At 60.2% G+C, this 23,091-nt stretch carries 19 protein-coding genes; 9 read left to right on the top strand and 10 right to left on the bottom strand.

Going from position 1 to position 23,091, the window contains the following annotated elements; genetic code table 11:
- The first annotated feature begins 61 nt into the window (after nucleotides 1-61).
- From K9U15_RS01580 to K9U15_RS01545, 8 genes are all read left to right on the top strand, one after another.
- Nucleotides 62-277 (top strand): hypothetical protein, encoded by a 216-nt coding sequence (locus K9U15_RS01580; RefSeq protein ID WP_016310179.1) that lies wholly within the window; start codon nucleotides 62-64, stop codon nucleotides 275-277.
- Nucleotides 278-286: 9 nt separating this feature from the next.
- Entirely contained in the window at nucleotides 287-694 is a 408-nt protein-coding gene (locus K9U15_RS01575) for a PrgI family protein (RefSeq protein WP_301155498.1), read from the top strand.
- Nucleotides 695-719: 25 nt separating this feature from the next.
- Nucleotides 720-3,185, top strand: a complete 2,466-nt coding sequence (locus K9U15_RS01570; RefSeq protein WP_367316866.1) for a VirB4-like conjugal transfer ATPase, CD1110 family — start codon at nucleotides 720-722, stop codon at nucleotides 3,183-3,185.
- Nucleotides 3,182-4,843 (top strand): NlpC/P60 family protein, encoded by a 1,662-nt coding sequence (locus K9U15_RS01565; protein WP_301155497.1) that lies wholly within the window; start codon nucleotides 3,182-3,184, stop codon nucleotides 4,841-4,843. Before K9U15_RS01570 ends, K9U15_RS01565 begins: the two co-directional genes overlap by 4 nt.
- A 13-nt stretch (nucleotides 4,844-4,856) precedes the next feature.
- Nucleotides 4,857-5,615, top strand: coding sequence for a hypothetical protein (locus K9U15_RS01560; RefSeq protein WP_301155496.1), 759 nt, complete (start codon nucleotides 4,857-4,859; stop codon nucleotides 5,613-5,615).
- Between the two features lie 10 nt (nucleotides 5,616-5,625).
- Nucleotides 5,626-6,627 (top strand): conjugal transfer protein TrbL, encoded by a 1,002-nt coding sequence (locus tag K9U15_RS01555; RefSeq protein ID WP_301155495.1) that lies wholly within the window; start codon nucleotides 5,626-5,628, stop codon nucleotides 6,625-6,627.
- A gap of 131 nt (nucleotides 6,628-6,758) precedes the next feature.
- On the top strand, nucleotides 6,759-7,262 hold the full coding sequence (locus K9U15_RS01550) for a DNA gyrase (RefSeq protein ID WP_301155494.1): 504 nt from the start codon (nucleotides 6,759-6,761) through the stop codon (nucleotides 7,260-7,262).
- A gap of 12 nt (nucleotides 7,263-7,274) precedes the next feature.
- A complete protein-coding gene (locus K9U15_RS01545; protein ID WP_301155493.1) occupies nucleotides 7,275-11,147 on the top strand; it encodes a VaFE repeat-containing surface-anchored protein in 3,873 nt (1,290 codons plus the stop codon).
- A 66-nt stretch (nucleotides 11,148-11,213) separates the two neighbouring features.
- Here K9U15_RS01545 and K9U15_RS01540 read toward each other — a convergent pair whose 3' ends face one another.
- From K9U15_RS01540 to K9U15_RS01505, 8 genes are all read right to left on the bottom strand, one after another.
- Nucleotides 11,214-11,441 carry a helix-turn-helix transcriptional regulator gene (locus K9U15_RS01540; protein ID WP_331458092.1) on the bottom strand — a complete coding sequence of 76 codons (228 nt, stop codon included), beginning with the start codon at nucleotides 11,439-11,441 and terminating at the stop codon, nucleotides 11,214-11,216.
- 110 nt (nucleotides 11,442-11,551) lie between these two features.
- The gene (locus K9U15_RS01535; RefSeq protein ID WP_301155492.1) at nucleotides 11,552-13,312 is read right to left on the bottom strand and encodes an ABC transporter ATP-binding protein; all 1,761 of its coding nucleotides are present in this window, start codon (nucleotides 13,310-13,312) and stop codon (nucleotides 11,552-11,554) included.
- A gap of 5 nt (nucleotides 13,313-13,317) precedes the next feature.
- Nucleotides 13,318-15,078, bottom strand: a complete 1,761-nt coding sequence (locus tag K9U15_RS01530) for an ABC transporter ATP-binding protein (protein WP_367316858.1) — start codon at nucleotides 15,076-15,078, stop codon at nucleotides 13,318-13,320.
- A gap of 361 nt (nucleotides 15,079-15,439) precedes the next feature.
- Complete coding sequence (locus tag K9U15_RS01525) at nucleotides 15,440-16,420, bottom strand: AraC family transcriptional regulator (RefSeq protein WP_301155490.1); 981 nt, start codon at nucleotides 16,418-16,420, stop codon at nucleotides 15,440-15,442.
- A gap of 16 nt (nucleotides 16,421-16,436) precedes the next feature.
- A complete protein-coding gene (locus K9U15_RS01520) occupies nucleotides 16,437-17,927 on the bottom strand; it encodes an ABC transporter ATP-binding protein (protein WP_301155489.1) in 1,491 nt (496 codons plus the stop codon).
- Between the two features lie 8 nt (nucleotides 17,928-17,935).
- Nucleotides 17,936-18,664, bottom strand: coding sequence for an energy-coupling factor transporter transmembrane component T (locus K9U15_RS01515; RefSeq protein ID WP_301155488.1), 729 nt, complete (start codon nucleotides 18,662-18,664; stop codon nucleotides 17,936-17,938).
- On the bottom strand, nucleotides 18,664-19,353 hold the full coding sequence (locus K9U15_RS01510; RefSeq protein WP_301155487.1) for an MptD family putative ECF transporter S component: 690 nt from the start codon (nucleotides 19,351-19,353) through the stop codon (nucleotides 18,664-18,666). The genes K9U15_RS01515 and K9U15_RS01510 overlap by 1 nt, the downstream gene beginning before the upstream one ends.
- Before the next feature lie 87 nt (nucleotides 19,354-19,440).
- Nucleotides 19,441-20,193, bottom strand: coding sequence for a hypothetical protein (locus K9U15_RS01505; RefSeq protein WP_301155486.1), 753 nt, complete (start codon nucleotides 20,191-20,193; stop codon nucleotides 19,441-19,443).
- 208 nt (nucleotides 20,194-20,401) lie between these two features.
- Between K9U15_RS01505 and K9U15_RS01500 the strand changes: the two genes are divergently transcribed.
- Entirely contained in the window at nucleotides 20,402-21,382 is a 981-nt protein-coding gene (locus K9U15_RS01500) for a helix-turn-helix transcriptional regulator (protein ID WP_301155485.1), read from the top strand.
- Here K9U15_RS01500 and K9U15_RS01495 read toward each other — a convergent pair.
- Together K9U15_RS01495 and K9U15_RS01490 are read right to left on the bottom strand one after the other, a co-directional pair.
- Nucleotides 21,379-21,891, bottom strand: coding sequence for a hypothetical protein (locus K9U15_RS01495; protein ID WP_301155484.1), 513 nt, complete (start codon nucleotides 21,889-21,891; stop codon nucleotides 21,379-21,381). The two genes, K9U15_RS01500 and K9U15_RS01495, sit on opposite strands and share 4 nt — an antisense overlap.
- Nucleotides 21,888-23,090, bottom strand: a complete 1,203-nt coding sequence (locus K9U15_RS01490; RefSeq protein WP_301155483.1) for a relaxase/mobilization nuclease domain-containing protein — start codon at nucleotides 23,088-23,090, stop codon at nucleotides 21,888-21,890. The genes K9U15_RS01495 and K9U15_RS01490 overlap by 4 nt, the downstream gene beginning before the upstream one ends.
- Nucleotide 23,091 lies beyond the last annotated feature (1 nt).

Genomic DNA, 23,091 nt, shown 5'->3' with positions numbered 1-23,091 from the left:
GCGGCCACCTGCGGGCCTCACGCCCGGCCGCGCGGCAAGATGCAAAGGAGAAACAGACCCCATGTTGGCAAACATCATCAACCTCGTCTCGGGATGCGTGACGTTCCTGGGCGGCTTCCTCGTCGTCTGGGGCGCGGTGTCGCTGGGCCTCGCCATCCGCGAGCAGCAGGGCGGCGCGCAGATCGCGAGCGCCATCTCGACCATCGCGGGCGGCGGCATCATCATCGCGGCCGCCGTGTACTTCGGAATGCTCGACACGAGCTGGCTCCCGGCATAGGGGGCGGCCATGCTGAGCGTATCCGTGCACAAGGACATCGGCGAGTACACCGAGAAGGTGGTGGGCAAGCTCTCCGCCCGCACGCTCGCCTGCACCGCAGGAGGGCTCGTCACGGCCGTGGCCGTCGCCGCAGTGGCGAACGTCGGCCTCGGCGTTCCCGTGGACGCCGTGACGCTTCCCGTCATGGCGGCCTCCATGCCGTTCTGGCTGCTCGGCTTCTGGCGGCCGAAGGGCCTCGTTCCCGAGAAGTTCGTGCCGCTTTTCGCAGAGCACGTCCTCGGCGACGGGAAGCTCGTCTACGCCACGGGCTCTCACCCGGCATCCATCGCCGGTCCCATCGGCTGCGCGAAGATCGACCGTCGCGCGCGCCGCGCCTCCAAGCGAAAGGGGGCGGAGCGGCATGTCTTGGAACTCTAGCAACCAGAACGAGCAGAAGGCCCTCGTGAGGCCCGGCTCCGGCCCCAAGCGCTCCAAGTCCCTGGGGCGCCGCATGGCGGAGCAGGAGCGCGAGCTCACCGACCAGATGGCGGAGAAGCGCAAGCGCCGCCGCGCGGCCCGAGACGTCTACGGGGCCGTGGGCTTCGACCTCATGTACGAGAACGGCATCGCGCAGGTCGAGGAAGGGCTTTTCAGCCAGACTCTCGCCTTCGACGACATCAGCTACCAGTCTGCGCGCGAGGAGACGCAGCAGGCCATATTCAGCGGGTGGTGCCAGCTGTTCGACTACTTCGGCGCGGAAAGCTGCGTGCAGCTCGCCGTCGTGAACCGCCCCATCCCCGCCGACCTCATCGGCCGCAAGCGCTTCTTCGACGCGAGCGACCCCGCGACGGCGGCCTATGCGGAGGAGTACAACCGCATCCTCAACGACAAGATGCGCGAGGGCGTGTCGAACCTCGTGCGCGAGCGCTACCTCACGTTCTCCGTCGGTGCCGCGAGCATCGAGGAGGCCATCCCCAAGCTCGCCCGCATGAGGACCGACGCGGAGCAGACGCTCGCCAAGATGCGCAGCGCGAGCAGACCGCTTTCCGGCGAGGAACGGCTCGACGCCATCCACGGCCTCCTCCGTCCTGGCAAGCCCAACCTGTTCTCCTGGGAGGCGGTGGGCGCGGCTGGCGGCCTCACGAGCAAGGACCTCATCTGCCCGGCGTCCCTCGACTTCAAGCCGGAGGGCTCGGGCACCTGCTTCAAGACCGAGGACACGTGGGGGCAGGTGCTCTCGATCAACCGCTTCGGAAGCGAGCTGTCCGACCGCTGCCTGGCCGACATCATCGACCTTCCCATCCCGCTCGCCATCTCCATCCACGTGCAGGCCATGGACAAGTCAAAGGCTGTCGCCTTCGTGAAGAAGCGCATCGCGTGGATGGACAAAGAGATAATCGACGAGCAGATGAGCGCGGTTAAGAAGGGCTACGACTTCCAGATTCTCCCCTCCGAGCTCAAATACTCCAAGGAGGAGGCCGAAGACCTCCTCGACCACCTGCAGAACCGCAACCAGCGCCTCTACGTCTACACGGGCCTCGTCTACACCTACGCGCCTACGCGCGAGCAGCTGGACGACCAGGTGATGCAGATCGTATCGACCGCGCGCCGAAACTCCATCGAGGCCGACGCGCTCGACTTCCGGCAGCGCGAGGGCCTGAACTCGGTTCTGCCGCTCGGGCACAACCACGTGGAGGTGTCCCGCATGATGACGACCGCGCAGGTCGCCATACAGATGCCCTTCGCGACCCAGGAGCTCGCGCAGACGGGCGGCGGCTACTACGGCCAGAACAAGCAGTCCTCCAACCTCGTGCTCTGCAACCGCAAGCGCCTGGCGAGCCCTATGGGCTTCGTCGCGGGCAAGCCCGGCTCCGGCAAGTCGTTTTCGGTCAAGCGCGAGATAGAGAACACTATCCTGGCCTACCCCGAGGACGAGATCATCATCCTCGACCCCGCTGGCGAGTACTCGCCGGTGGTCGTCGCCAACGGGGGCGAGTCCATCAGGTTCGCGCCCGATTCGGACACCCACCTCAACCCGTTCGACCTGGCCGACGTGGCGCACCAGTCGCCCTCGGCGCAGATGGCCTTCAAGATCGACGCCTTCCTGGCGCTATCCTCCGCGACCATGGCGGAAGGGGCCGAGGGCCTTCCCGAGGCCGACAAGTCCATCATCAGCCGGTGCGTGGAGGCGGCCTACCGCGAGGCGGCCGAGACGGGGCGCGACCCGCTGCTGGGCGACTTCCACCGCATCCTGAAGGAGCAGCCCGAGCCGGAGGCCCGGGACATCGCGCTTCGCTATGAGCGCTACGTCGAAGGCGCGCTGTCGTTCTTCAACCATCCCTCAAACGTAGGCTTCGAGAGGCGCATCACCAACATCGACTTCAAGGACCTCTCCGAGAACATGCGCGCCTTCGGCATCATCGCCGTCCTTGAGAGCGTCCGAAACCGCATGTACTACAACTACGAGCGCGGCATCACGACCTGGCTCTACATCGACGAGGTGCAGTCGCTTTTCGGGCACCCCGCCATCATCAGCTACTTCTCGAAGTACTGGGCGGAGGGCCGCAAGTTCAACCTCATCGCCACGGGCATCACGCAGAACAGCGTCTACATGCTCGACCACGAGGAGGCCCGGAACATGGTGCTGAACTCCGACTTCGTGCTCCTGCACAAGCAGTCGCCGCTCGACCGTCGCGCCTGGGCAGAGCTCCTCGACATGAGCGCCCAGGAGGCCTCCTACATCGACGAGTCCGTGCGCGCGGGAGAAGGGCTGCTCATCGCGGGGGGCGCCCGCGTCCCCTTGAAGGACGACTTCCCGAAGGGCAGGCTCTACGAGCTGTTCAACACCAAGCCCGAGGAGATAGCCGCCAAGAAGCGCGAGAGCGACTTCGCCAAGAGGACCCGCCGCCGAAAGGGTGCTGACCAGTGACGCATCTAGCCAAGGGCGCGCAGGCGTCCGCCACGGCCACGGAAGCCGCCGTGTCCGCCAAGGAGGGCGCGGTCGATGCGGCCGAGGTCGCACGCGCGACGCGCACAGATGCCGTCTCCTCCGGGCTGGTCCGAAAGTCGGGCGACCGCAGGGCCGAGGGGCGCAAGCCCAAAGGCTCGAAGCCCTCCGTGAAGCAGAGCCGTTCCAAAGGCGAAGGGAGAGCCGATGCCAAGGCCGCCGACGAACCCGCTTCGCAAGAGGCGAAGTCGGCCCTCCAAGCGCGCAGGCACCTCGCCGCGCTCGCTGCCGATGCAGCGGCCGACGAGGCTGACGATTCCGACGAGCTTGAGGGGACGGGAGACGCCTACCGGGCGTCGAGGGCCGCTATCCACGCCGCCAGGCGCGAGAAGGCATCCGTCGCCAATCCCGATAAGGCCACGCCTGCGAAAGAGACAGCGACGGAGGCCAAGGCGATAAGGCGCATCGGCAAGGGCACGGAAGCCGAGGCATCCGCGAAGAGGACGGCGGAGATGCGGCGCGCGCAGTCCCGCCGGACATGGCTGCGAGCCAGGACGGCTCGCGCCTCCGAGTCCGCAACGGCCGCAAAGGCCGCCGGGGAGGCCGCCAGGAAAGGCGCTGCCAAGACCCTCGCAGGAGCGGCCGCCTCCGCAGCAGGCCCCGTGGCAGGGGCGCTCTCGGGCGTCCTATGCTTCGTGCTCGCGGTCCTGGTCGTCTCGCAGCTCATGAGCGCCATCTTCGGCTTCTGGAAGAGCGAGGCGGCCAAAGCGTCGCTCGACGGCCTGCCTCCCTACATCACGGTGGAGATGGTTGAGGCGGCCCTTGAGTGCCAGGAGAAGTACGGGCACCCCGCCGGATGCACGCTCGCCCAGATCATCTGCGAGAGCGGCGCGGGCGACCACCTCTCGCTCCTTGCGGAGCGCGACAAGAACCTCTTCGGCATCAAGTGGGCCTCGTCCTTCCTCGGCTGCCCGGAGATTGCGGGCAAGAGCTCGTGGGCCACCAACGAGGAGTACGGGGGCCAAGTGGTCGGCATCATGGCCGACTTCACCGTGTTCAAGGGGCACAGGGAGTGCATCGTGTTCAGGAGCCGCGTGCTCCTCGCCAATTCACGGTACGCGGGAAACGCCCTCATCCAGCAGGCCATCGCCGAGAAGAGCTCCGACAAGATGGCGGAGGGCTTGAAGGACGCAGGCTACGCCACCTCCTCGGATTACGTGGCATCCCTCAAATCGGCCATGGACGCCTACGGGCTGCGCCGTTTCGACGGCATGAGCCTTGAGGACTTCCGCTCGGGTGCGGCCAACGGTGACGCCATCGTTGCGGCGGCCATGAGCCAGCTCGGCGTCCCTTATGTGTGGGGAGGCACGACGCCCGGTGTCGGTCTCGACTGCTCGGGGTTGACCCAGTACTGCTACGCGCAGGCGGGCATCTCCATCCCCAGGAACTCCGAGGACCAGGCCTCCGCAGGGCGGCGCGTGCCGCTCTCCGAGGCGAAGCCCGGGGACATCCTCTGGCGTCCGGGCCACGTCGCCATCTACGCAGGCGGCGACGAGTACATCCACGAGCCCCATACCGGGGACGTTTGCAGGCGCGCGAGCGGCATCGCCTACTTCACGTGCGCCATCCGATTCCGATAGACAAGGAGAGAACATGCAGAAGAAGAACAAGGTAATGCTCGCAGCGGCCATCGGCATGGTGGCCGTCATTATCGGCAGCACGGCGGTCCGCTGCTCGATCGCGCACACGGTCGAGGAGAGCGCGCAGAACGAAACGCAGGCGCCTGCCGAGAGCATCGTGCAGAATTCCAGTGGCGCCGATGCCGCAGGCACGGCATCCGCCACGGACACATCCGAGGAGATAGCGAAGATGCTCCAGGGCAACGTATGGCAGGCCGAGGGCGCGCCCGAGAAGACCATTGAGTTCCGCGATCGCTCCTTCGTGGAGAGCGACGGATCATCGGTCAAGCTCACCGTGTTCGATGTCAAGGAGGCCGGTGAGGGCAACGGCCAGAAGCACCTCGACATCGACTTCATGCGCGAGGGCGACCCCTACACCACCCCCGCCTCGATCATCGTGGAGGAGAGGGACGGCGTTCTCACCGTTGCGAGCGACGCCTTCGCGATGGAATCGCGCTACGTCCAGGGCAAGCCCGCTGGCACAGCCGTGAGCGTGTCCGGGCTTGCTGATCCCTACACGGGCCTCATCGACGGCAAGGCGGGCGAGCTCGCCTCGGCCGTAGGCTCCTGGTGCGCAGCGCACGCCCCCTCCGCCACCGCCGCCTTCTTCGACGGCGAGGTGTACCTGGACGTGCGCGGCGGGCGCGTGAGCGCGACCTTCCATCTGAACGATGCGGCTTCCACCATCGTCACGGCGGTGTACGAGAACGGCTCGTTCGCCGTGGCCGGATAGGCGGCGTCACATGACAGCGTTCCTCAAACAAGCCATGGCTAGCCGAGGGTTCGCCACGGCGTTCTCGGCGACGGCCCTGCTGTGCGCGCTCATGCTCGCTTGCCCGAACCTCGCCTTCGCCGACATCGCGGGCGACATCAACGCATGGCTCTGCGGGATACTCCGCGACACTTGCAACTGGATATTCTCAAGCCAGGCCGACATGCTCAAGACCATCGGCGCGGGAGGGGTGCTCTCCTCCGGCTTCACCCAGATGCTCGGGCACGCGGGCACCGTCACCATGTACGACCTCGTGCGCGGCGTGTGGCAGCACGCGATCCTCCCCATCGGCTGCGGGATGCTCTCTTTCGTCTTCACCGTGCAGCTCGTGAAGGTGTCGCAGAAGATGGACGGCAACGCCTCGATGCCCGGCGTGAAGGAAGTCGTGCTCATGCTCGTCTTCTTCGCGGTGTTCCTCTTCCTCATACAGAACAGCTTCGATCTGATGGCGGCCATCTATGAGGTGGTGAAGCTCGCCATCGACCGCGTTGTGGGCCTGTTCGGAACCGGCATGCCGCTCGATCTGTCGGCGGTGTCCATCACCACGACCGACGACGATGCGGCGGCCCTCATCGCGATGCTCGTGGTGGCGCTCGTGTCCTGGCTCGTCGTCATCGTGGCCTACGTGGTCGCCCTCGTCGTGAGCTGGGCGCGCGCCATCCAGATCTACATCATGGCGGCTTTCAGCCCCATCCCCCTCGCGCTCACCTCCCTCGACGAGACGCGCCAGATGGGCGTCGGGTACTTGAAGAACTTCCTCGCGGTGTGCCTGGCCGGGCTCATCATCCTGGTGCTGCTTGTGTCCTTCCCGATAGTGCTCGGGGGCCTCAACGCCGCGAGCGCGGGCGTGCCGGTGGTCGATTCCATCGTCGGCGGCCTTTCTTATGCGCTGCAATACCTCGCCATGTGCGTGCTGCTCATCCTCTCGCTCGTGAAGAGCGGTTCGTGGGCGCGCGACATCATGGGAGGCTGACCGGCATGGGAACCAGAGCGCGCGGGCCATAGCGCCCAAGAGCAAACAGAAGACCAGTCAACACAAAGGCGCACACGGCATTTCCCCGTTTACCAACGGCCGCTGCGCCAACGAGGCAAAGGAGACAAGCTATGGCAGAAGAGACTGCTACCCCCAAGAAGAACGTCTACATCTCGCTCCACGAGTCCTTCATCCACGAGGGCATCAAGTATACCGACAAGAAGACCGGCGAGGAGAAGACCTTCAACGTCGTGCGCCTGCCCAAGGACACCATCATCGACGGCAAGGACGTGGGCGGCTGCGAGTTCAGCCCCCTCTACGTGAACCCCTCGAAGTTCCGCGGCGAGCACTGGCGCGACATCCCGCTTCTGGCCGACCGCGAGGTTCAGCTGCGCCGCGACGTGCGCGACATCGAGGGCAACCCCATCGTCGGCGACTACGGCAAGCGCGAGAAGGAGGTCATCAAGGTCACGCCTGACCAGATCAAGACGGCGCTCTCCGAGGCGCGCAAGCGCTACGCGGAGGAGCACGCGAAGGACGATCGCAACCTCTCCGAGCGTGCCGACGCCGCCAAGGAGGCCTCCGATTCCATGGAGAAGGACGCCGAGCGCCCTTTGGACCGTGAGAGCCGCTAGAGGGGTGATGTGATGGAAGCAACCCGAAACAGCATCCCCAGAAAGGCGCTGCACGTCCTCCTGTCAGCGGTGCTGGCGGTAGGGCTCCTCGTGCCCTCGCTCGCGCTCGCGCCCTCCAAGGCGCACGCGGCGCAGGGAGCGACGCTCACCGTCGGCTCAAGAATCGAATACGACACCTACAATACGACCTGGTTCGAGGTGGACGGCCAGCCCGCCTGGTGCGGCAATCCCTCCAAGCTCACGCCCGATGCGGGGACCTACGAGAAGTCCGCGCTCGACGCCATTAGCGGGCGCACCGAGGAGCTGGCGGCCGACATCTGGTTCTCCTACGGATCGCCCGGCTTCGATGCGTCGCTGTGGCCGAGCCAGTGGTACGACGGCGGCTCCATGACGCCCGACCGCTACATGGCTCTTTCCCATATCCTCATGGCGGACACCTATTCCAGCAACGGCAACTACGCCATGTTCGGATGCTCCGAGGGCTTCCGGGACTGGGTACAGTGGAACATCATCGGCTTCGGGGACAGCGGCCAGCTCATCAACGACGACGCCACGGGCCGCAAGATACTCCGCCGTGCGGGCGAGGTGCCCTCGACCTTCGAGCCCTTCATGCTCTACACCGGTTCCTCCACCCAGGTGATCCTCTCGTTCACTTACCACACCACCGTGAAGGTATCGAAGTCGGCGTCCCAGTCCTGGGCGCAGGACGATCCCGACTACACGCTCGCAGGGGCCGTTTACGGCATCTATGGCAGCCACGCGGACGCGCAGGCCGACCGCAACCGCATCACCACCATCACCACCGATGCGAGCGGTGCGGGAGAGTCGGGCAGCCTCGGGGCAACCCGCGACACCTTCTACGCCAAGGAGGTGCGCGCCTCCTCCGGCTACGTGCTCGATGGCAACGTCTACGAGGTGGGCCCCGGCAACGACTACACGTTCGCGTCCGCAGAGCCTCCCATCACCGTGCGGCTCGTCCTCAAGAAGTTCGACGCCGAGACAGGGCACGAAAGCCCGCAGGGCGACGCAACCCTCGACGGGGCGCTCTACCAGGCGAGCTACAAGCGGGGCAGCGGCACCGAGACGGTCAAGGGCGAGACGAATGGCGCTACCGTGGTGTTCGAGGGCATCCCCCTCGGCGACATCGAGGTGCGCGAGCTCGACCCGTCCGGCGGCTACCTGCTCGACCGCAGGAGCCACCATCTGCGCGTGACGGCTGCGGACGCCCAAAGCGGCTCCGCCGTCATCGAGGTGCAGCCGCAGGGCGAGTTCGGAGAGGACCCGCAGCGCGGGGGCTTCATCGTCGGCAAGGGCGACGCGGAGCGCTACGAGCACGAGGACGGCGAGTTCTGGAACTACGCCCAGGGCGATGCGACCTTCGAGGGCGCGGAGTTCACGGTGTACAACCGCTCCGCCAATCCCATCTGGTACGACGCGAACCACGACGGGAGGTTCCAGGCATCCGAGGAGTTCGCCGTGGGCTCTGCCGTCATGACGATCGCAACCAGCTACAACGAATCGCTCGACGCCTGGACGGCGACCACCGGTGCGCGGGCCCTTCCCTTCGGCACCTACGAGGTGATCGAGACAAAGGCCCCCGTCGGCTACACGCGCGAGGGCATTTTGAGCCATGTCATCGAGATCCGCGAGGACGGCCAGTTCGACCAGCTCGTCGAGGCCGACGGCATGCTGAACGAGGTGGTGCGCGGGGGCGTCCAGGTAGAGAAGGACGACCTTGAACTCGATAAGAGCGAGGCCCTGGGAGGAGCCGACCACTCCGCTCTCGATGCGGAGGGGTATCTCGGCAGCTCCCTTGAGGGCATCCAGTTCACGGTCGTGAACGCATCCGAGCACGGCGTCATGGTAGAGGACACCTACAGGCCCAAGGGCACCGTCGTGGCCGTGATCGAGACGGCCTGGAACCCCGAGAAGGGGGCCTACACGGCACAGACCGCATCCGACACGCTGCCCTACGGAACCTACACCATCGCCGAGACGGCGACCAACGACAGCTATCTGCTCACCGATGGCGCTCCCCGCACCTTCGAGGTGCGCGAGGACGGCAAGACCGTCACGTGCGACCGCGAGGGCGAGGCCCTGCTCTGGCGCGATCAGGTTGTGCGCCATGATGCCCACCTGCAGAAGAAGGGCTCGATCCTCGGTAGCAAGCTCGCGCACGTTCCCTTCCTCATCACCAACGTGACCACGGGAGAGGCGCATGTGGCAGTGACCGACCGCAACGGCATGTTGAACACCTCCTCCGAATGGAGAAGCCGCCAGGATGCGGTGAACGCGAACGACAAGCTGCTCGAAGAGGACTATATCGACACTGCGGATGTGATGGAAAACTCGGGCATCTGGTTCGGCCAGGGTGAGGACGGATCCATGGCGGAGCCCGACGACAAGCTGGGCGCCCTTCCCTTCGGCGAGTACCGTATCCAGGAGCTTCGCTGCGAGGCGAACGAGGGCTACGCCCTTTGGGAGGACACCTTCAACGTGAGCCGTGACACCACGGCCACCGGCTTTGACATCGACCTTGGCACCGTGGATGACCAGCCCATCCCGAAGCTCGCCACCGAGGCGACCGATGCGGCAGACGGAGACCATGCGCTTTCGCCCGAGGGCACCGTCACCGTCATCGACGAGGTGATATACGCCAACCTCGTGCCGGGCAGGACCTACACGGTCAAGGGAACCCTCATGGATAAGGCGACAGGACAGCCGCTCATCGTGAACGGCTCCGAGGTCACGTCCGAGAAGGAGTTCGCCCCCATAGCGCCCTTCGGGTACGTGAAGGTGGAATTCACCTTCGACGCATCCGCTCTCGCGGGCAAGGAGATCGTCGCCTTCGAGAGCCTTGAGCATGAGGGCATCGAGGTGGCGGTGCACGCGGACATCTACGACGAGGGGCAGACCGTGAAGGTAGAGCCCAACCCCGAGATCGGCACCATCGCGACCGATGCGGCCGACGGCGACCACGAGGTTTCGGCCGACTCCACCGTTCGCATCGAGGACCAGGTGTTCTACGCTGGACTCGTGCCCGGTGATAACTATGCCATCAAGGGCATCCTGATGGATAAGGCTACCGCTACCCCCGTGACCGTTGACGGATGCCCGATCGAGGGCGAGGCGCAGTTCTCGCCCGAAAAGGAGAACGGCGTCGAAACCGTAGCGTTCGAGTTCGACGGCACAGGACTTGAGGAGACCGACATTGTGATCTTCGAGACGCTGTACCGTAACGGCGAGGCGGTATTCGAGCATGACGACCTCGACAACGTGAACCAGACGGTTCGCATGGTCGAGCCCGTGCCCGAGATAGGCACCACCGCAACCGATGCGGATGACGGCGACCACGAGGCCGTGGCGGACGACGACGTGACCATCATCGACGAGGTTAGCTACGAGAACCTTGAGCCTGGACGCGAGTACGTGCTGACCGGCACGCTCATCGACAAGACGACCGCCGCTCCCATCGAGATGGACGGGCTGCCGCTGACGAGCATGGTGGCGTTCACTCCCGCAGAGCCGAACGGCTCGGTGGAGGTCATGTTCTCCTTCAATGGGAGCGAGCTCGCCGGGCACCGCACGGTGGCCTTCGAGAGCCTTGCGCTCGACGGGAGCGTGGTGGCCACGCACGAGGACATCGAGGACGAGGGCCAGAGCGTCGATCTCGTGGAGAAGCCCGGCCCCGGAAACCCCAAGACCGGCCTCGCGCAGACAGGCGACACGAACAAGATCCTCCCGCTCGTGTGCCTTGCAGTAGTGGCCGCATTGGCAGCAACGCTGGCCGCGCTGCGCGAGAAGCGCCGCAATCGCGCCGACGATGAGACCGAAAGCGAAGAGAAGGAGGAGGGTTCGGAAGAGGAGGACAGCAAGGACGAATGAGCCTTCGATAGCGAATAGAAGCCCCACCTAAAGCGAGCGCCCTGCAGATGCAGGGCGCTCGTCAGTTTAACGAACATTCCAGCGACCGTGATTCTCGATGCTGCGCTTAGTGGCCGAGGCCACTTCGTCGACAATCTCGCGAGTGACGAACTTTCGTGGGTCAACTCCTAAAGCAACGCAAAGCTTAAGGAACTCTTCCACGCGCATTTCGCGTTGACCATCGAGAATATACCAGAGCCGTTTCTTCTCAATATTCGTCCTTCGAGCAAGCTCTGCCACGCTCAAACCTCGCATGAGACGAAGAGCCGACATTGTTTCGCTGATCGAACATTGACTATCTAGCAAGCAAAATGGCCTGACAAAACTCTACATAAGATTGATCATCGCACTTTTGAACTTTCAAGTTAGTCCTCTCCTGATGCTTTTGTGCCAACCAAAGACCATCCGGAGCTCTCAGATTGAAGCTTCACCATGCGAGAGAACAGACCGTTCTGCTCCAATAGCTCAGCCGGGGATCCCTGCTCTACGACACGCCCTTCGTCGAGCACCACGATCTTGTCGGCGTTCATCACCGTGCGCATACGGTGCGCGATAACGATGACGGTCTTTCCTGTGAGCAGATTGGAAAGCGCTTCTTGTACCTGGGATTCGTTCTCTACATCGAGAGATGCGGTCGCCTCATCCAACAAGACGATGGGCGAGTTCTTCAAAAGCGCGCGGGCGATCGATATGCGTTGGCGCTCACCGCCTGAGAGCTTGCTGCCATTTTCTCCGATCATGGTGTCATAGCCCTGCGGCAGCTTGCGCACGAAATCGTCGCACATGGCAGCCTTGGCGGCTGCCAGCACTTCTTCGTCCGTCGCGTCGCGGCGACCGAGACGGATGTTGCCCATCACCGTGTCATCGAAGAGCAGCACGTCTTGGAAGACCACGGAATAATCCTTTAGGAGCGTTTCTGGATCGATAGTGGACGCATCAACGCCTCCCACGAGAACACGGCCGTCATCGGCATCCCAGAAGCGCGCCGCCAGCTTGGTGAGGGTCGATTTGCCTGATCCGGAGGGACCGACCAGTGCGGTCACATCGCCTTCCTTTGCGACAAAGGATACGTTGCTGACTACGGGTTCGTCGCCTTCACCGTAAGAGAAAGTAACGTCCTCAAATGTCACATCGTGGCCCTGAGGCGAGAAGTCCTCGCTTCCTGTGGCAGCAACCTCATCGTAGAGCGCTTTCATGCGAGGAGCCGCAACCTCGGTGGCCATGAATAGCTCGGCTAACATGAGCATCGACTGATCGAAGGGGGCGTAGATGCGCGAGACCACGAGCAAGAAGCCGAACATGATCATGAATCCGATGGAGCCATCGGCGAGCATGAGCGAACCTGCAAGGATGGTTGTGGCGATACCGAAACGCATGATTGCCTGGGTGGACTGAACGGGGATTCCGGCTCCGACTTCTGATTTGAACATCGTCTTCTCAAGTCGATCTATGTAACCGTCGGCTTGCTTGAGATAAGATGCGACTTGATTGGTGGCGCGAATCTCGCGAACGCACTCCAGCATCTCTTGGGTGTTCTCCGTCATGGCGAGCGCGCAAGCGCGCGTCTTGCGCATGAGCGGCGCAGAGAAGCGACGCGACCAGAACAGGATAGCGAAGGCGACCGGAACCGACCAAAGGGCCGCTATCGCCAACTGCCAGTTGAACGCCAGAAGGCACACCGCGATGATCGCGGTCGAGATATAGGTGCCGTAAAGATACGGCAGCACGTGAGAGTAGACGTGTTCCATCGTGGTTGCATCGGTCATGATGGTTTCCGTCAGGTCTGCCAGATCGCGTTTGCCGAAGAACGACAGCGGAAGTTCTCGCATGCGCTCGCCCAAGCTGATGCGCTGTTTGCCGCTCTCGCGATAGGTCTTGCCGTAAGTGTAGTCGTACTGGAACCAGTGCGCTACCCAGAGCACGACTGCGAAGATGACGAGTCCCACCGCATACGGAATCATGTCGGGCAGCGCCGCTCCTTCCGTCAATGATGCGATGAGCTGTTCCATCAGGTAGAAGAAGAACCCTATGCCGAACATGGCGACAAGGTTCACGACCACGGTCCAGAAGGCGCCGAGACGGATATTCTTCGCGCCCTCCGCAGTGAGCGCGTACTTCTCTCTCATTCCCATTATCGTTCACCCCCTTCCGACGCAGATGATTCGCACACGACCACGGCCTCGTCCTCGACTGAGGAGTCCGACTTGATCCGCCAAAGGGCCGCACGCTGGTATTCCTCCCACATACGGGCATAAAGTCCGTCACGGACTAAGAGCTCGTCATGGGTTCCCTGCTCCACGACACGGCCATCCTCGATGACCACGATCTTGTCGGCTCCCACGACCGTGGAGAGCCTGTGAGCGATCATGAGCACGGTGCGGTCCTTAGCCAGCTCGGCGAAACCCTTTTGGATGAGCGCCTCGTTCTCCGGATCGGCGAAGGCCGTTGCCTCGTCGAGCACGACGATGGGCGCTTGCTTGCAGATAGCGCGGGCGAGCGCGATGCGCTGCTTCTCACCGCCCGAAAGGTGGACACCGGCCGTCCCCACCACCGTGTCAACGCCGTCGGGAAGCTTGGCGAGAATGTCGTCGCACTGGGCGGCGGCCAGCGCGGACATCACGTCTTCGCGCGTGGCATCCGGGCGAGCTGCAGCGACGTTCTCGTAGATGGACTTTTTGAACAGTCGGTTGTCCTGGAACACGAAGGCGATGCTCTGCATGAGCTTGGCCGTGTCGATCGCACGCACGTCGATACCGCCGATTCGCACCGAACCGGCGCTGACATCCCAGAAGCGCGGAACCAGGCTCGCCGCCGTGGTCTTGCCTCCGCCGCTGGGTCCGACCAAGGCGACCGTGGCCCCTTGGGGAACCTCGAAGCTCACGTCGGTCAAGGCATCGCGGTCTGCGCCCTCGTAGCGGAAACAGACATTGTCGAAGGCGATGTCGTGCGCTCGCGGAGTCTCGGGATGCGCGGGCTCTGCGAGGACGGGCGAGCTCAAGATGCCGTGGGTTCTGTTCGCAGCATCAGCTGAGATTTCGAACTCCTCCATCACGAACATGAGGCGCGTTATGGCGGTGGCGATGATGGCGGAGAAGATCGCATAGAACGCGAAATCGGCTATAAAGCCCGCGAACGCGGCGAAGCCCTCCGTCTCAGCACCAGGGGCGAGGAGGATGACCACTGGTACGAGGAAGATGGCGATACCCGTGATGACCGTAAGAGACGTCACCTGCGGCTTGGCGCATACCTTCACTGTATAGTTCTCAGCCATTTCGGAGTATTCGGTTATGGCGTCGTGGAAGGCCTTGAACGAGAAGACGGTCTGCTGAAAGACCTTCACGACGGGGATGCCGCGCACGTATTCGGTTCCGGTCTTGGCCATGTTCACTTGCGCCTGCATGTAGCGCTGCATGAAGTGCGCGTTCTTGCCCCCCATCATGGAGAACATGCACGCGATAGCGAGGGCGGCCGCGATCAGACAAGCGAGCCCCATACGCCAGTCGAAGACGAACAGCGTGACTACAAGACCCAGCACCATAGCGATGGATCCGGCCGTATCGGGCGTCTTGTGCGCTATGAGCCCCTCTGTGGAGCCAGCACAGCCGTCGATGACGCGCCGGAGCGCGCCCGACGCATGGGTATCGAAGTAGCCGAGCTGTACCTTCATGAGATGGCTCAGGCAGGCTTTCCGCAAGTTGCTCGCCGTATGGAAAGCGCATGCGTGGGTACAGAGCAGCGCTAAGAAGTACAGCACGAGGCTCGCAACGGCCAGGAAGAACGCGAGCCACCCGTAAAGCGCCAGGTTCTCTGCTGCCGTCCAGTCAGGGGCGACCGCGATGAGGTCGCGCGCGACGAGCCAGATGCAGATATAGGGACCGAACGTGAGCAGCATGGCCACTGCTGATAGGGCGCAACCGACAGAGAGCAACCAGCGCTTTCGACCTGCAAAACCGAGAAGATAACCCAATCCCAGCTTGCGCGACGATTCGCTCGCGCCGTCAGAGGGGGGACCGGATGGCTTTGCCGGAGATTCGGACAACGATTCATCATGTTGCATATATACAGACTCCTTTCAATGCTTCACGAAACGTTCAGCTAGAACCTATCGGAGATTCAGGCACCAGAAGCAAAGCACGGACTGATTCCGAACCTCTGCGAACAAAAGCCGAAAAAGAGGAACGACGTAATGTAAGGTATCGTGATTTGTGAGATCGGGGGTAACCCGCCCGTATTGGATTGACCTTTATGTTCTTTTAAATCTCAGAAGAAGCGCTCGCGCGGAACTCGCTCGGCGTGAAGCCCGTCGCTTCCTTGAAGGCCGAAGAGAACTTGGATGCATTTACATAGCCGACAGATAAGGCAATTTCACCAATTGGTACATCCGATTCTCGCAGCATGCGCGATGCTTGAGAGATTCGATAGTGGACGAGATACGAATGTATGCTCATTCCATAAACCTGCTTGAAGCAAGCCTGCATGCTCACATATGGAAAATCAAATTCGTCAGACAGCTGTTTGAGCGTCTTGGCTGAGCTAAGGTCGCACGTGATCGCTTCTTGGATAGCGTGCACTTTCTCGATTTGTGATCTGCGAAGGTATAGATCCTCTCCAGCATCACTCGAAGATGAGAGCGAATCCAATAAAAACAAAAGCTCTAACAACTTGATGCGCAAATACGTTTCCCGCTGAGAGTCGGGAGCTGTATATATTTCGGAGAATACATGATCAAACGCCGACACGCCCTGTTTCACCACTTTGTGGTGAGAGCTGTTGCAGAAAGCGGATTGAATGTTTTTCAAGTTGACCGCAAAGCCGCTAAGCACACCTTTATTGATGCATTTTTGAGCGACGTCGATTTCAAATGACGCGGTGACGCCCCGATAGTACTTCAAAGGAAAACTGAAATCGCTCGAGTGCATTGTATGATCGTCGATACCTATATCCCCGGCTCCCAGAAAAAGGCTCTCATCTTTTGCCACATCCCATTCAATACGACCCTCACGACAATAGTTCAAGCACAGCATCTCGGCGTTGTCTTTAAGCCTGAACATTGATTTCGTTGACGTCATTCCAACGAAATCGTTGAAGCTCAGAGTCATACCGGGATACAGTTCGTACATGGTCATAATTCCCTGACCGTCTTCGCACATCACGCGATAGGTGTTCATGGTGCCGCTGTGATTTATACGCTCAACGTTATCACCCAACGCGGCATAGCTAGTTATTCCCTCCATTGACTTCCTCTTGCTTCTAAACCATACACGCCGTATCAGTGACGCTGCTCTGCATAGCATCAAGAGCAGCATTGAGCTCGCTGGCGCTATCTTCATCAAGAACTCTTGTTTCCGAGAGGCGACCGTTTTTCAAGACGGCGTAGTGTGTACAGCAACTCGTGATGAACTCCCTATCATGCGTTACGACAATCACCGTGCAGCCCATGATAGACGACTTCTTCAAAGACGAAGCCACTTCGCGCATTGACTGATAATCCAGGCCACTTGTCGGTTCGTCTAGTAAGAGCAAGCCCCGATTTGATGCAATAGCGGAAGCAACGGCAACACGTTGTTGCTGACCACCCGAGAGCGACAGCGGATGCCGAGCTGCAAGGTCCGCGAGGTCAAGTGCATCCAGAATGGCGGTAACTTCTTCGGCCGAGCTGCAAGACGACTCTACTTCAGCCCGAACGCTTTCAGCAAACAGTTGATTTCCTGTGTTCTGCATAACCATGTAAGCACGACCGGTTGGTTTGTTGAGCCCGAACAGTTCACCGTTGATCTCCAGTGTGCCATGGCACTTTCTATTGAGCCCACAGAGGCAGCGCAGAAGGGTTGACTTCCCGGCTCCGTTCTCGCCTACTAGAGCCGTTATGCTCCCTATTGGAAATTTTGCCAAAGGAATGCTCAGCCCATTAATCTTTTTCGAGTAGGAATACTGGAGATTTGCGACGGAAACAAATCCCGCGTCAGCAATATCTATCTGGTCGGTGACCGCGACGCAGCATTCCGTATGAGGATCACGCAGCCCTCTTTTGATAAAGGCACTTGAACCCATGGCGTAAAAGTCAGAGGCGGCGAAATCTTCTATGAGGGAACCTTTATTCAGCACAACGACTCTGTCTACGATATCTTTCAAGTAACCAAGTCGATGCTCCGCGACTAAAACGGTCCTTCCTTCCTTTTTCCAATATGCGATCACTTCGGCAAGAAGACGTACCGAACGTCCATCTAGATTTGAAGACGGCTCATCGAGGACAAAGATTTCTTGGTTCATCATTTGAGCAGATCCGCAAGCGATACGTTGCTTTTGTCCTCCGGATAGCAAGAAAGGGTTTTTATTCAACAACTCTTCAAGACAGAGTTGTTGAACTGTCGTGTCCAAGCGATGCGCAATCTCAGACACCGGCAATCCGAAGTTCTCACAGGAAAAAGCGAGCTCTTCGGTCGTGTTTAGGCAGAAGAACTGAGTCTGTGGATTCTGAAATACAGAACCAACCATCTTTGCGAGTTCGTATAACTCTCTATCTCGGGGCTCTATACCAGCAACGGTTACAGTGCCTGACATCTCGCCTTCGTGATAATGCGGAATCAGCCCGTTCACTAAACGAAGCAAGGTGCTCTTTCCCGACCCCGAGCTTCCAGTAAGAAGAACCACCTCGCCAGGGTTTACGTGCAGGGTCACATTTGCGAGTGATGGCGACATATCGGTGCCGTATGAATATGTAATGTTGCGAAAATCTATCATTCGAGGTCCTAAGCTACACCGATTAAAAATACGAGGATTGCGCCTAGAGCGCATACTGAGAGCAGCATCATATCGCAAGCATGGAACCCGATTTCACAGATATTCGTGCGGTGGATGGGGGCGCCTAATCCTCGCGTCAAAGCAGCTGCCGAAAGATCCTCGCCACCTCGAACGGCGCTTGCGAGAAGGGGGACGAGGCGGTTTTCTACAGCAGTAATCGGCCCCTGTGACAAACCCAATGCTTTCATCTTGGCCGCATCAGAAATCTGAGAATAGTCCTGTGCGATGGTTGGAAAATACCGCATCATAACGACGAGGGGAATTTCAATCGACTGCGTTAGCCGAATTCGATCGCAAGCCGCCATGAACTCGCTCACGGTCGTAGTACTAACGAACCAATAACCCATCATCACGCCTGGAAGAAACTGCCTCATTATCCCAGTCGCTCCTAGTGCTAGAAATAAGAGCGGTCCCGACAAGAACATTGATGATATTACCGACAGGCCATAAGCGACGAGGTAGATAAAAATATAGGTCACGCCCGATTTGATGTTACGAGAAAGAACTAAGAGAACGAAGGGCACCAACGCCAAGACGATTCGAACCAGACCCATCAGACCTTCGTTTCCGATGCTTAACAACAACGAAGCCACGATAATCAGTGCTAGGAACTTTGCGCGGGGGTCAAAGAGAACCCCGCGCTGCTGTTGCTTTAAAGCAAGAACGGTACTCGTCATCAAACAATTCCTGCACGCTCAAAATGCTTATGGAAGACAGCCTTGCCAAGCAACGCACCAACGATACCGAACACGAACGCTCCCGCTAGCAATACAACAAGGCTCCAGTCTGGAATGTAGCCCATGAGCGTTTCGGCGTATGCTTGTCCATACCCTTGCACGAGACCATCGAAGTAAGAAGCGCGATTAATCACTATCGGAATGTAATTACCGATTAGCCACATTGAGAATATGCCATGTGAGAGTACCGCTTTCTTCGGGCTATGGTAGCCGCCGCTCTTCAAAACCAAATCGGCAAGCAAGCCAAAAAGAGGGCCGGTTATAAGCGCATACAATCCCATTCCGCCCAAGCCCATCAGAACTCCCATAATAATGCCCATTATCGTCACCATGCCGAAACAATGAACTTTGGTCATATAGAGCATATAGGGAATGCCGCCAACTATTGGGCAAATGACAACAAGTAGAGGGATGAAGATAGGTATATAGCCAAGCATAGCTGCCGCCATGACGATGATGATGTAGATCGCACTGAAGATACCGACGTTTATCAGGTCTTTCGGCTTCAGTCCCTGCTTTACTCCTTTAGTATTCAAAATAAGCGTCCTTTCTCTCAAGTTGCGGGTGGCTAACATTTTTATGCCATGTCGAGCGATTGCCATTAGCCCATTCGTATTTTCGGGCTCCATTTGTATCTATCTTCCATGAGTGGATTGAGCAAAAGAAAGGCGACCCATCGCTAGGCCGCCTTTGGAGGGAGCTTTGGTTAGAAGATGCTATTCGGCTTCTCCTGCTAAGTTCTCGTCGCAGAAGAGCTTGATGCAGTCTTCGATCATCTGCTGAGTGGGATCAACTGGGAAGCCGGCGGCCATCCAGTAAGCGTAATCGCCGGCCATCCATTCGCCGAAGTCGGCGTCATCGGCACCATAGCGGAACTCGATATGGAAGGTGCTTTCGGGGGTGTCCGGCAGGAAGGCGAAGTATTTGAAGGTGTCCTCCTCATCGTCATCGCTCTCGAACACATAAAGGTCACCGGCCATTCCGCTGTAGTGGTAAGTGCTAGAGAAGAGCTCTTTGCCAGTGTCATCCTTGCCGCTGATCTCCATCGCGTCGCCGTCTATCGTTAGCTCCGCAAGACCCTCCAACCATCCGCAGTAGAAAGGACCGCCCTCTTCCCCGTAAGCCTCTATAGCCTCTTCGCCCCAAATGCTGCCGCTCACAGAGCCCTTGAGCATTTCGGCACTCGCAGCGGCATCGGCCTCGCCGACGATCGACGCCGTATCATCGAGCCAGAGCTGGTCATACTGCTTATCGAAGAGAACCGGGAACAGCTCTTGATAGCTTCCCGAAAGATCGGACAGGAGCTGCTCTGCCTCCTGCTCTGCAGTGCTTTTCTGGGCGACCTGTTCTTGGGACGCGCTGCTCTTCTGCTCTTCGGCACCGTTGCTAGATGGTTGGCTGCATCCGGCCAATGCGCCCGCAGCAAGCGCTCCTGCGAGAAGGAGCGATACTATCTTCGTCGATTTCATGTTTTGCGTAATTCCTTTCCCAAAAACGACCGTTCATGCTGCTAAGTTACCCTTGTCTAACATAGCTAGGCTATTATTCTTGAAAAAGTCTCTCGCAGGTCTAGGTTTTCCAAAAAGCGAACGCAACGCTAAACGATGCGAACGCAATCCTCAACGCGACGTCGAGCGTCGGCGAACAGGTTGACCTTTTCAGAAAACGGAGTTCAGGATGATAAGCGACGTATCCTCCAATCTGCATACGTTCTTCGTGCCGCAGATGGAGCAACTTGGAATGAAAGAGCAGCCGTCTCGCCACGGTTCGCTCAGCATGCGCGATGACGAGTTCGGTCGAGGACTGTTATGGGCGCACAGCATAGGCGAGAACTGCTTGTATACATTTCACGAATTCAGCATCAACGAGCAGACGCGGCTTGTAGAGTTTCCCGACGACTACGTATGCGTTACATCCATGACCGATTGCTCGGCAAGGCTGTGTCCTGTGCAGTCCCGCTATCTCCGGGAGCGCAATATCCTCTCCTTCAGGCAGAAAGGCGGCGCTGTGTCGTTCGATCTTATGCCGAACGAGTACCACCGCTCGTACACGCTATGCATGACACCTAGCTTCTTCGATGAGCTTCCCGGCCTTACTGACAGCGAGCGCGAAACGCTCGTCTCCTACCTTTGCAGCTGCGACACCAATACTCACTCCCGTGAAATCGGAGACGCATTGGAGAGCATGGGGCACTCTTGGGCGACGAGCGTGGGAGGTGCTTGTTTCTGCGAGGGCAGAATGAAGGAGATCGTTGCGCGGCTTCTGGATGATGCTGTTAAAGCGAGTAACGATGATCCTCGGGAACCCTCGACCGAAGAGAAGAGGCTTGCGCGCGAAGCACAGATGATGATCGATGCGCGCTACGCAGAGAACATCACGCTGCAATCGATCGCTAACGAGCTCTTCGTCGGCAGAACACGCTTGTGCGAAGTGTTCCGAGAGCAAATGGGGTTATGCGTTGCAGAATACCTGCGCGATGTCCGGATGGACGAAGCTCGCAAGCTGCTCGAAACAACCGACTTGAAGGCGGCCGAAATAAGCCGTCTTGTGGGCTATGCGCATCAGAGCAGCTTCACTGATGCTTTCCGCCGCCAGTTTGGCATAACGCCCTCACAGTGGAGGGACAACGACGTTCAGAGCAAGGTTGCTTCATCCTAGAACCTAGAAGACTCTTCATTACTTCGTTCGCCAGAGGATGCAATCTCTAACAGCACATTACACGGGACGCCTAGATCTTCTATTGTGCCAAGCCCAGTTGATTCGAGTAGACGCTGAAATTGTACGATCTGCGGGGCAAGTACATCAGCCACCTCCGATGCCCACATCAGTGCCGATACGTCCACGAGCTCACCTGCTATCTGCGCAAGCACGGTCTCTCCGTCCACTGTGACGCGATTGAGCCTCTGCATGTCCTCGGCGTCGGCGAGAAGGAAGCTCCAACCGTCGCGCCTGCGGGCCACAGGAAGGCCCTTCGGTCCCTTCTCATCCTTGTATGCTTGGGCTGCCTCATAGTAGTACGAGCAGAGCCACAGGCTTTCTCCGTTCACATCGGAGAGGTCAAGGGTGTAGTTGGTGAGCAGGTTTCCCGGCTGCGGCACACCATCGGTCATGCGGTCGGTGTCGAACACGTCGATGCGACCGCCGGAGTAGTAAGCCTTGACTATCACCTTTCAGACCCTTCTCTTCGCTTGTCCTGAACGTCTTGGCGGGTGGGTCTCCCTGCATCGTCTTGGCGCCTGCTTCCGACGGGCCGGACGCCCGATTTAGCCACAGGTTTTCTGGAGGCGGGTGCAGGCCGTTCCTCCGGCAGAAGCCCCTTCTCCTTGACGTAGCCAACGAGCTGCAGCATCGCCCTGCCTCCGTCCTTCTCCAGAAGCGCATCCAGATCATCGAAGCATCTGGCATGAGATGTCTCGATGAGGGCGACCGCCCCGGAAAGGCTCCGCAGCTCCGTGAGGTCCCCGACCGCGACAGCCTGCTTCGCTATGGCCGCTATGGCGCGCTCCCCGGCGTCTTCGAGCCTCCTCACGCCTCCCGAGTGCAGCAGCGGCTCAAGTCGCTCGCGCCCGTAGGCGAGCCCCATGCGCTCCCCGGAGATCCTTCTCGAAGAATGGCTCGCGAGCGCGTATATCCAGTCCCGCCGCTCTGCTTTGGGTGAGTTGTCGGATACGGTCACGCCCATTGTGCCGAGGATGCTGCGGAACTCCGCCTCGCTCCTCGACACCGTGCGAGCTATGCGGACGCGGGCACGGATGTCCGCCGTCCAAGAGTACTCGCCGCGCTCGGTGAGCTCCTGCTCCGCTCGGCGCACGTACTCGCTCCGAAAGGTCTCGGGCGCTCTCTTCGGGCTGCGCCTTTGGGCGCGCGCCGCCACGCCCGTTGCCTGTGGAGGCCTCAAGGCGGTGAGCCCTTGCGCCTCGGCGAGCTCTTGGAGCGATGCGGCCAGAGCCTTTGGGTCGGGGTCTTGGAGTCGCCGCCCCGTCTCGATGTTCGTGTTGTTCACGACCACGTGCGCATGGGGGATGCCGTGCTCGTTGTCATCGTGGTAGACGATTGCTACCTCGTATTCAGAGAAGTGCTCCTGCGCCCACGAGGTCGCGAGATCGCGGAGGGCTTCGAGCGCGATGCCGTCTTTGGGGTCGGGCGACACGACGTAGTGCTTGTAGGTGCGCACCCGCTTTCCTCGCCAGGGGAGGTCGTTTCCGAAGGAGCGGCGCGTGGCGTCCATCGTCTCCGCCCAGTCGAAATCGCGGGTGCCCTCGGGGACGTCGATGTTGATGTAGTCGCTGGCGAGCGCTCGGTTCTTGCGCGTGAGGTATCGGCAGATGCCTCGCGCCGAGGTGTGCCCCGCGATGGTCTTGAGCATC

Origin of the sequence: Gordonibacter sp. RACS_AR68 (genome assembly GCF_030418485.1) — a bacterium.
GTDB lineage: Bacteria > Actinomycetota > Coriobacteriia > Coriobacteriales > Eggerthellaceae > Gordonibacter > Gordonibacter urolithinfaciens.
The sequence above is the reverse complement of the archived record's forward strand: the minus strand, read 5'-3'. Positions and strand labels throughout refer to the sequence as shown.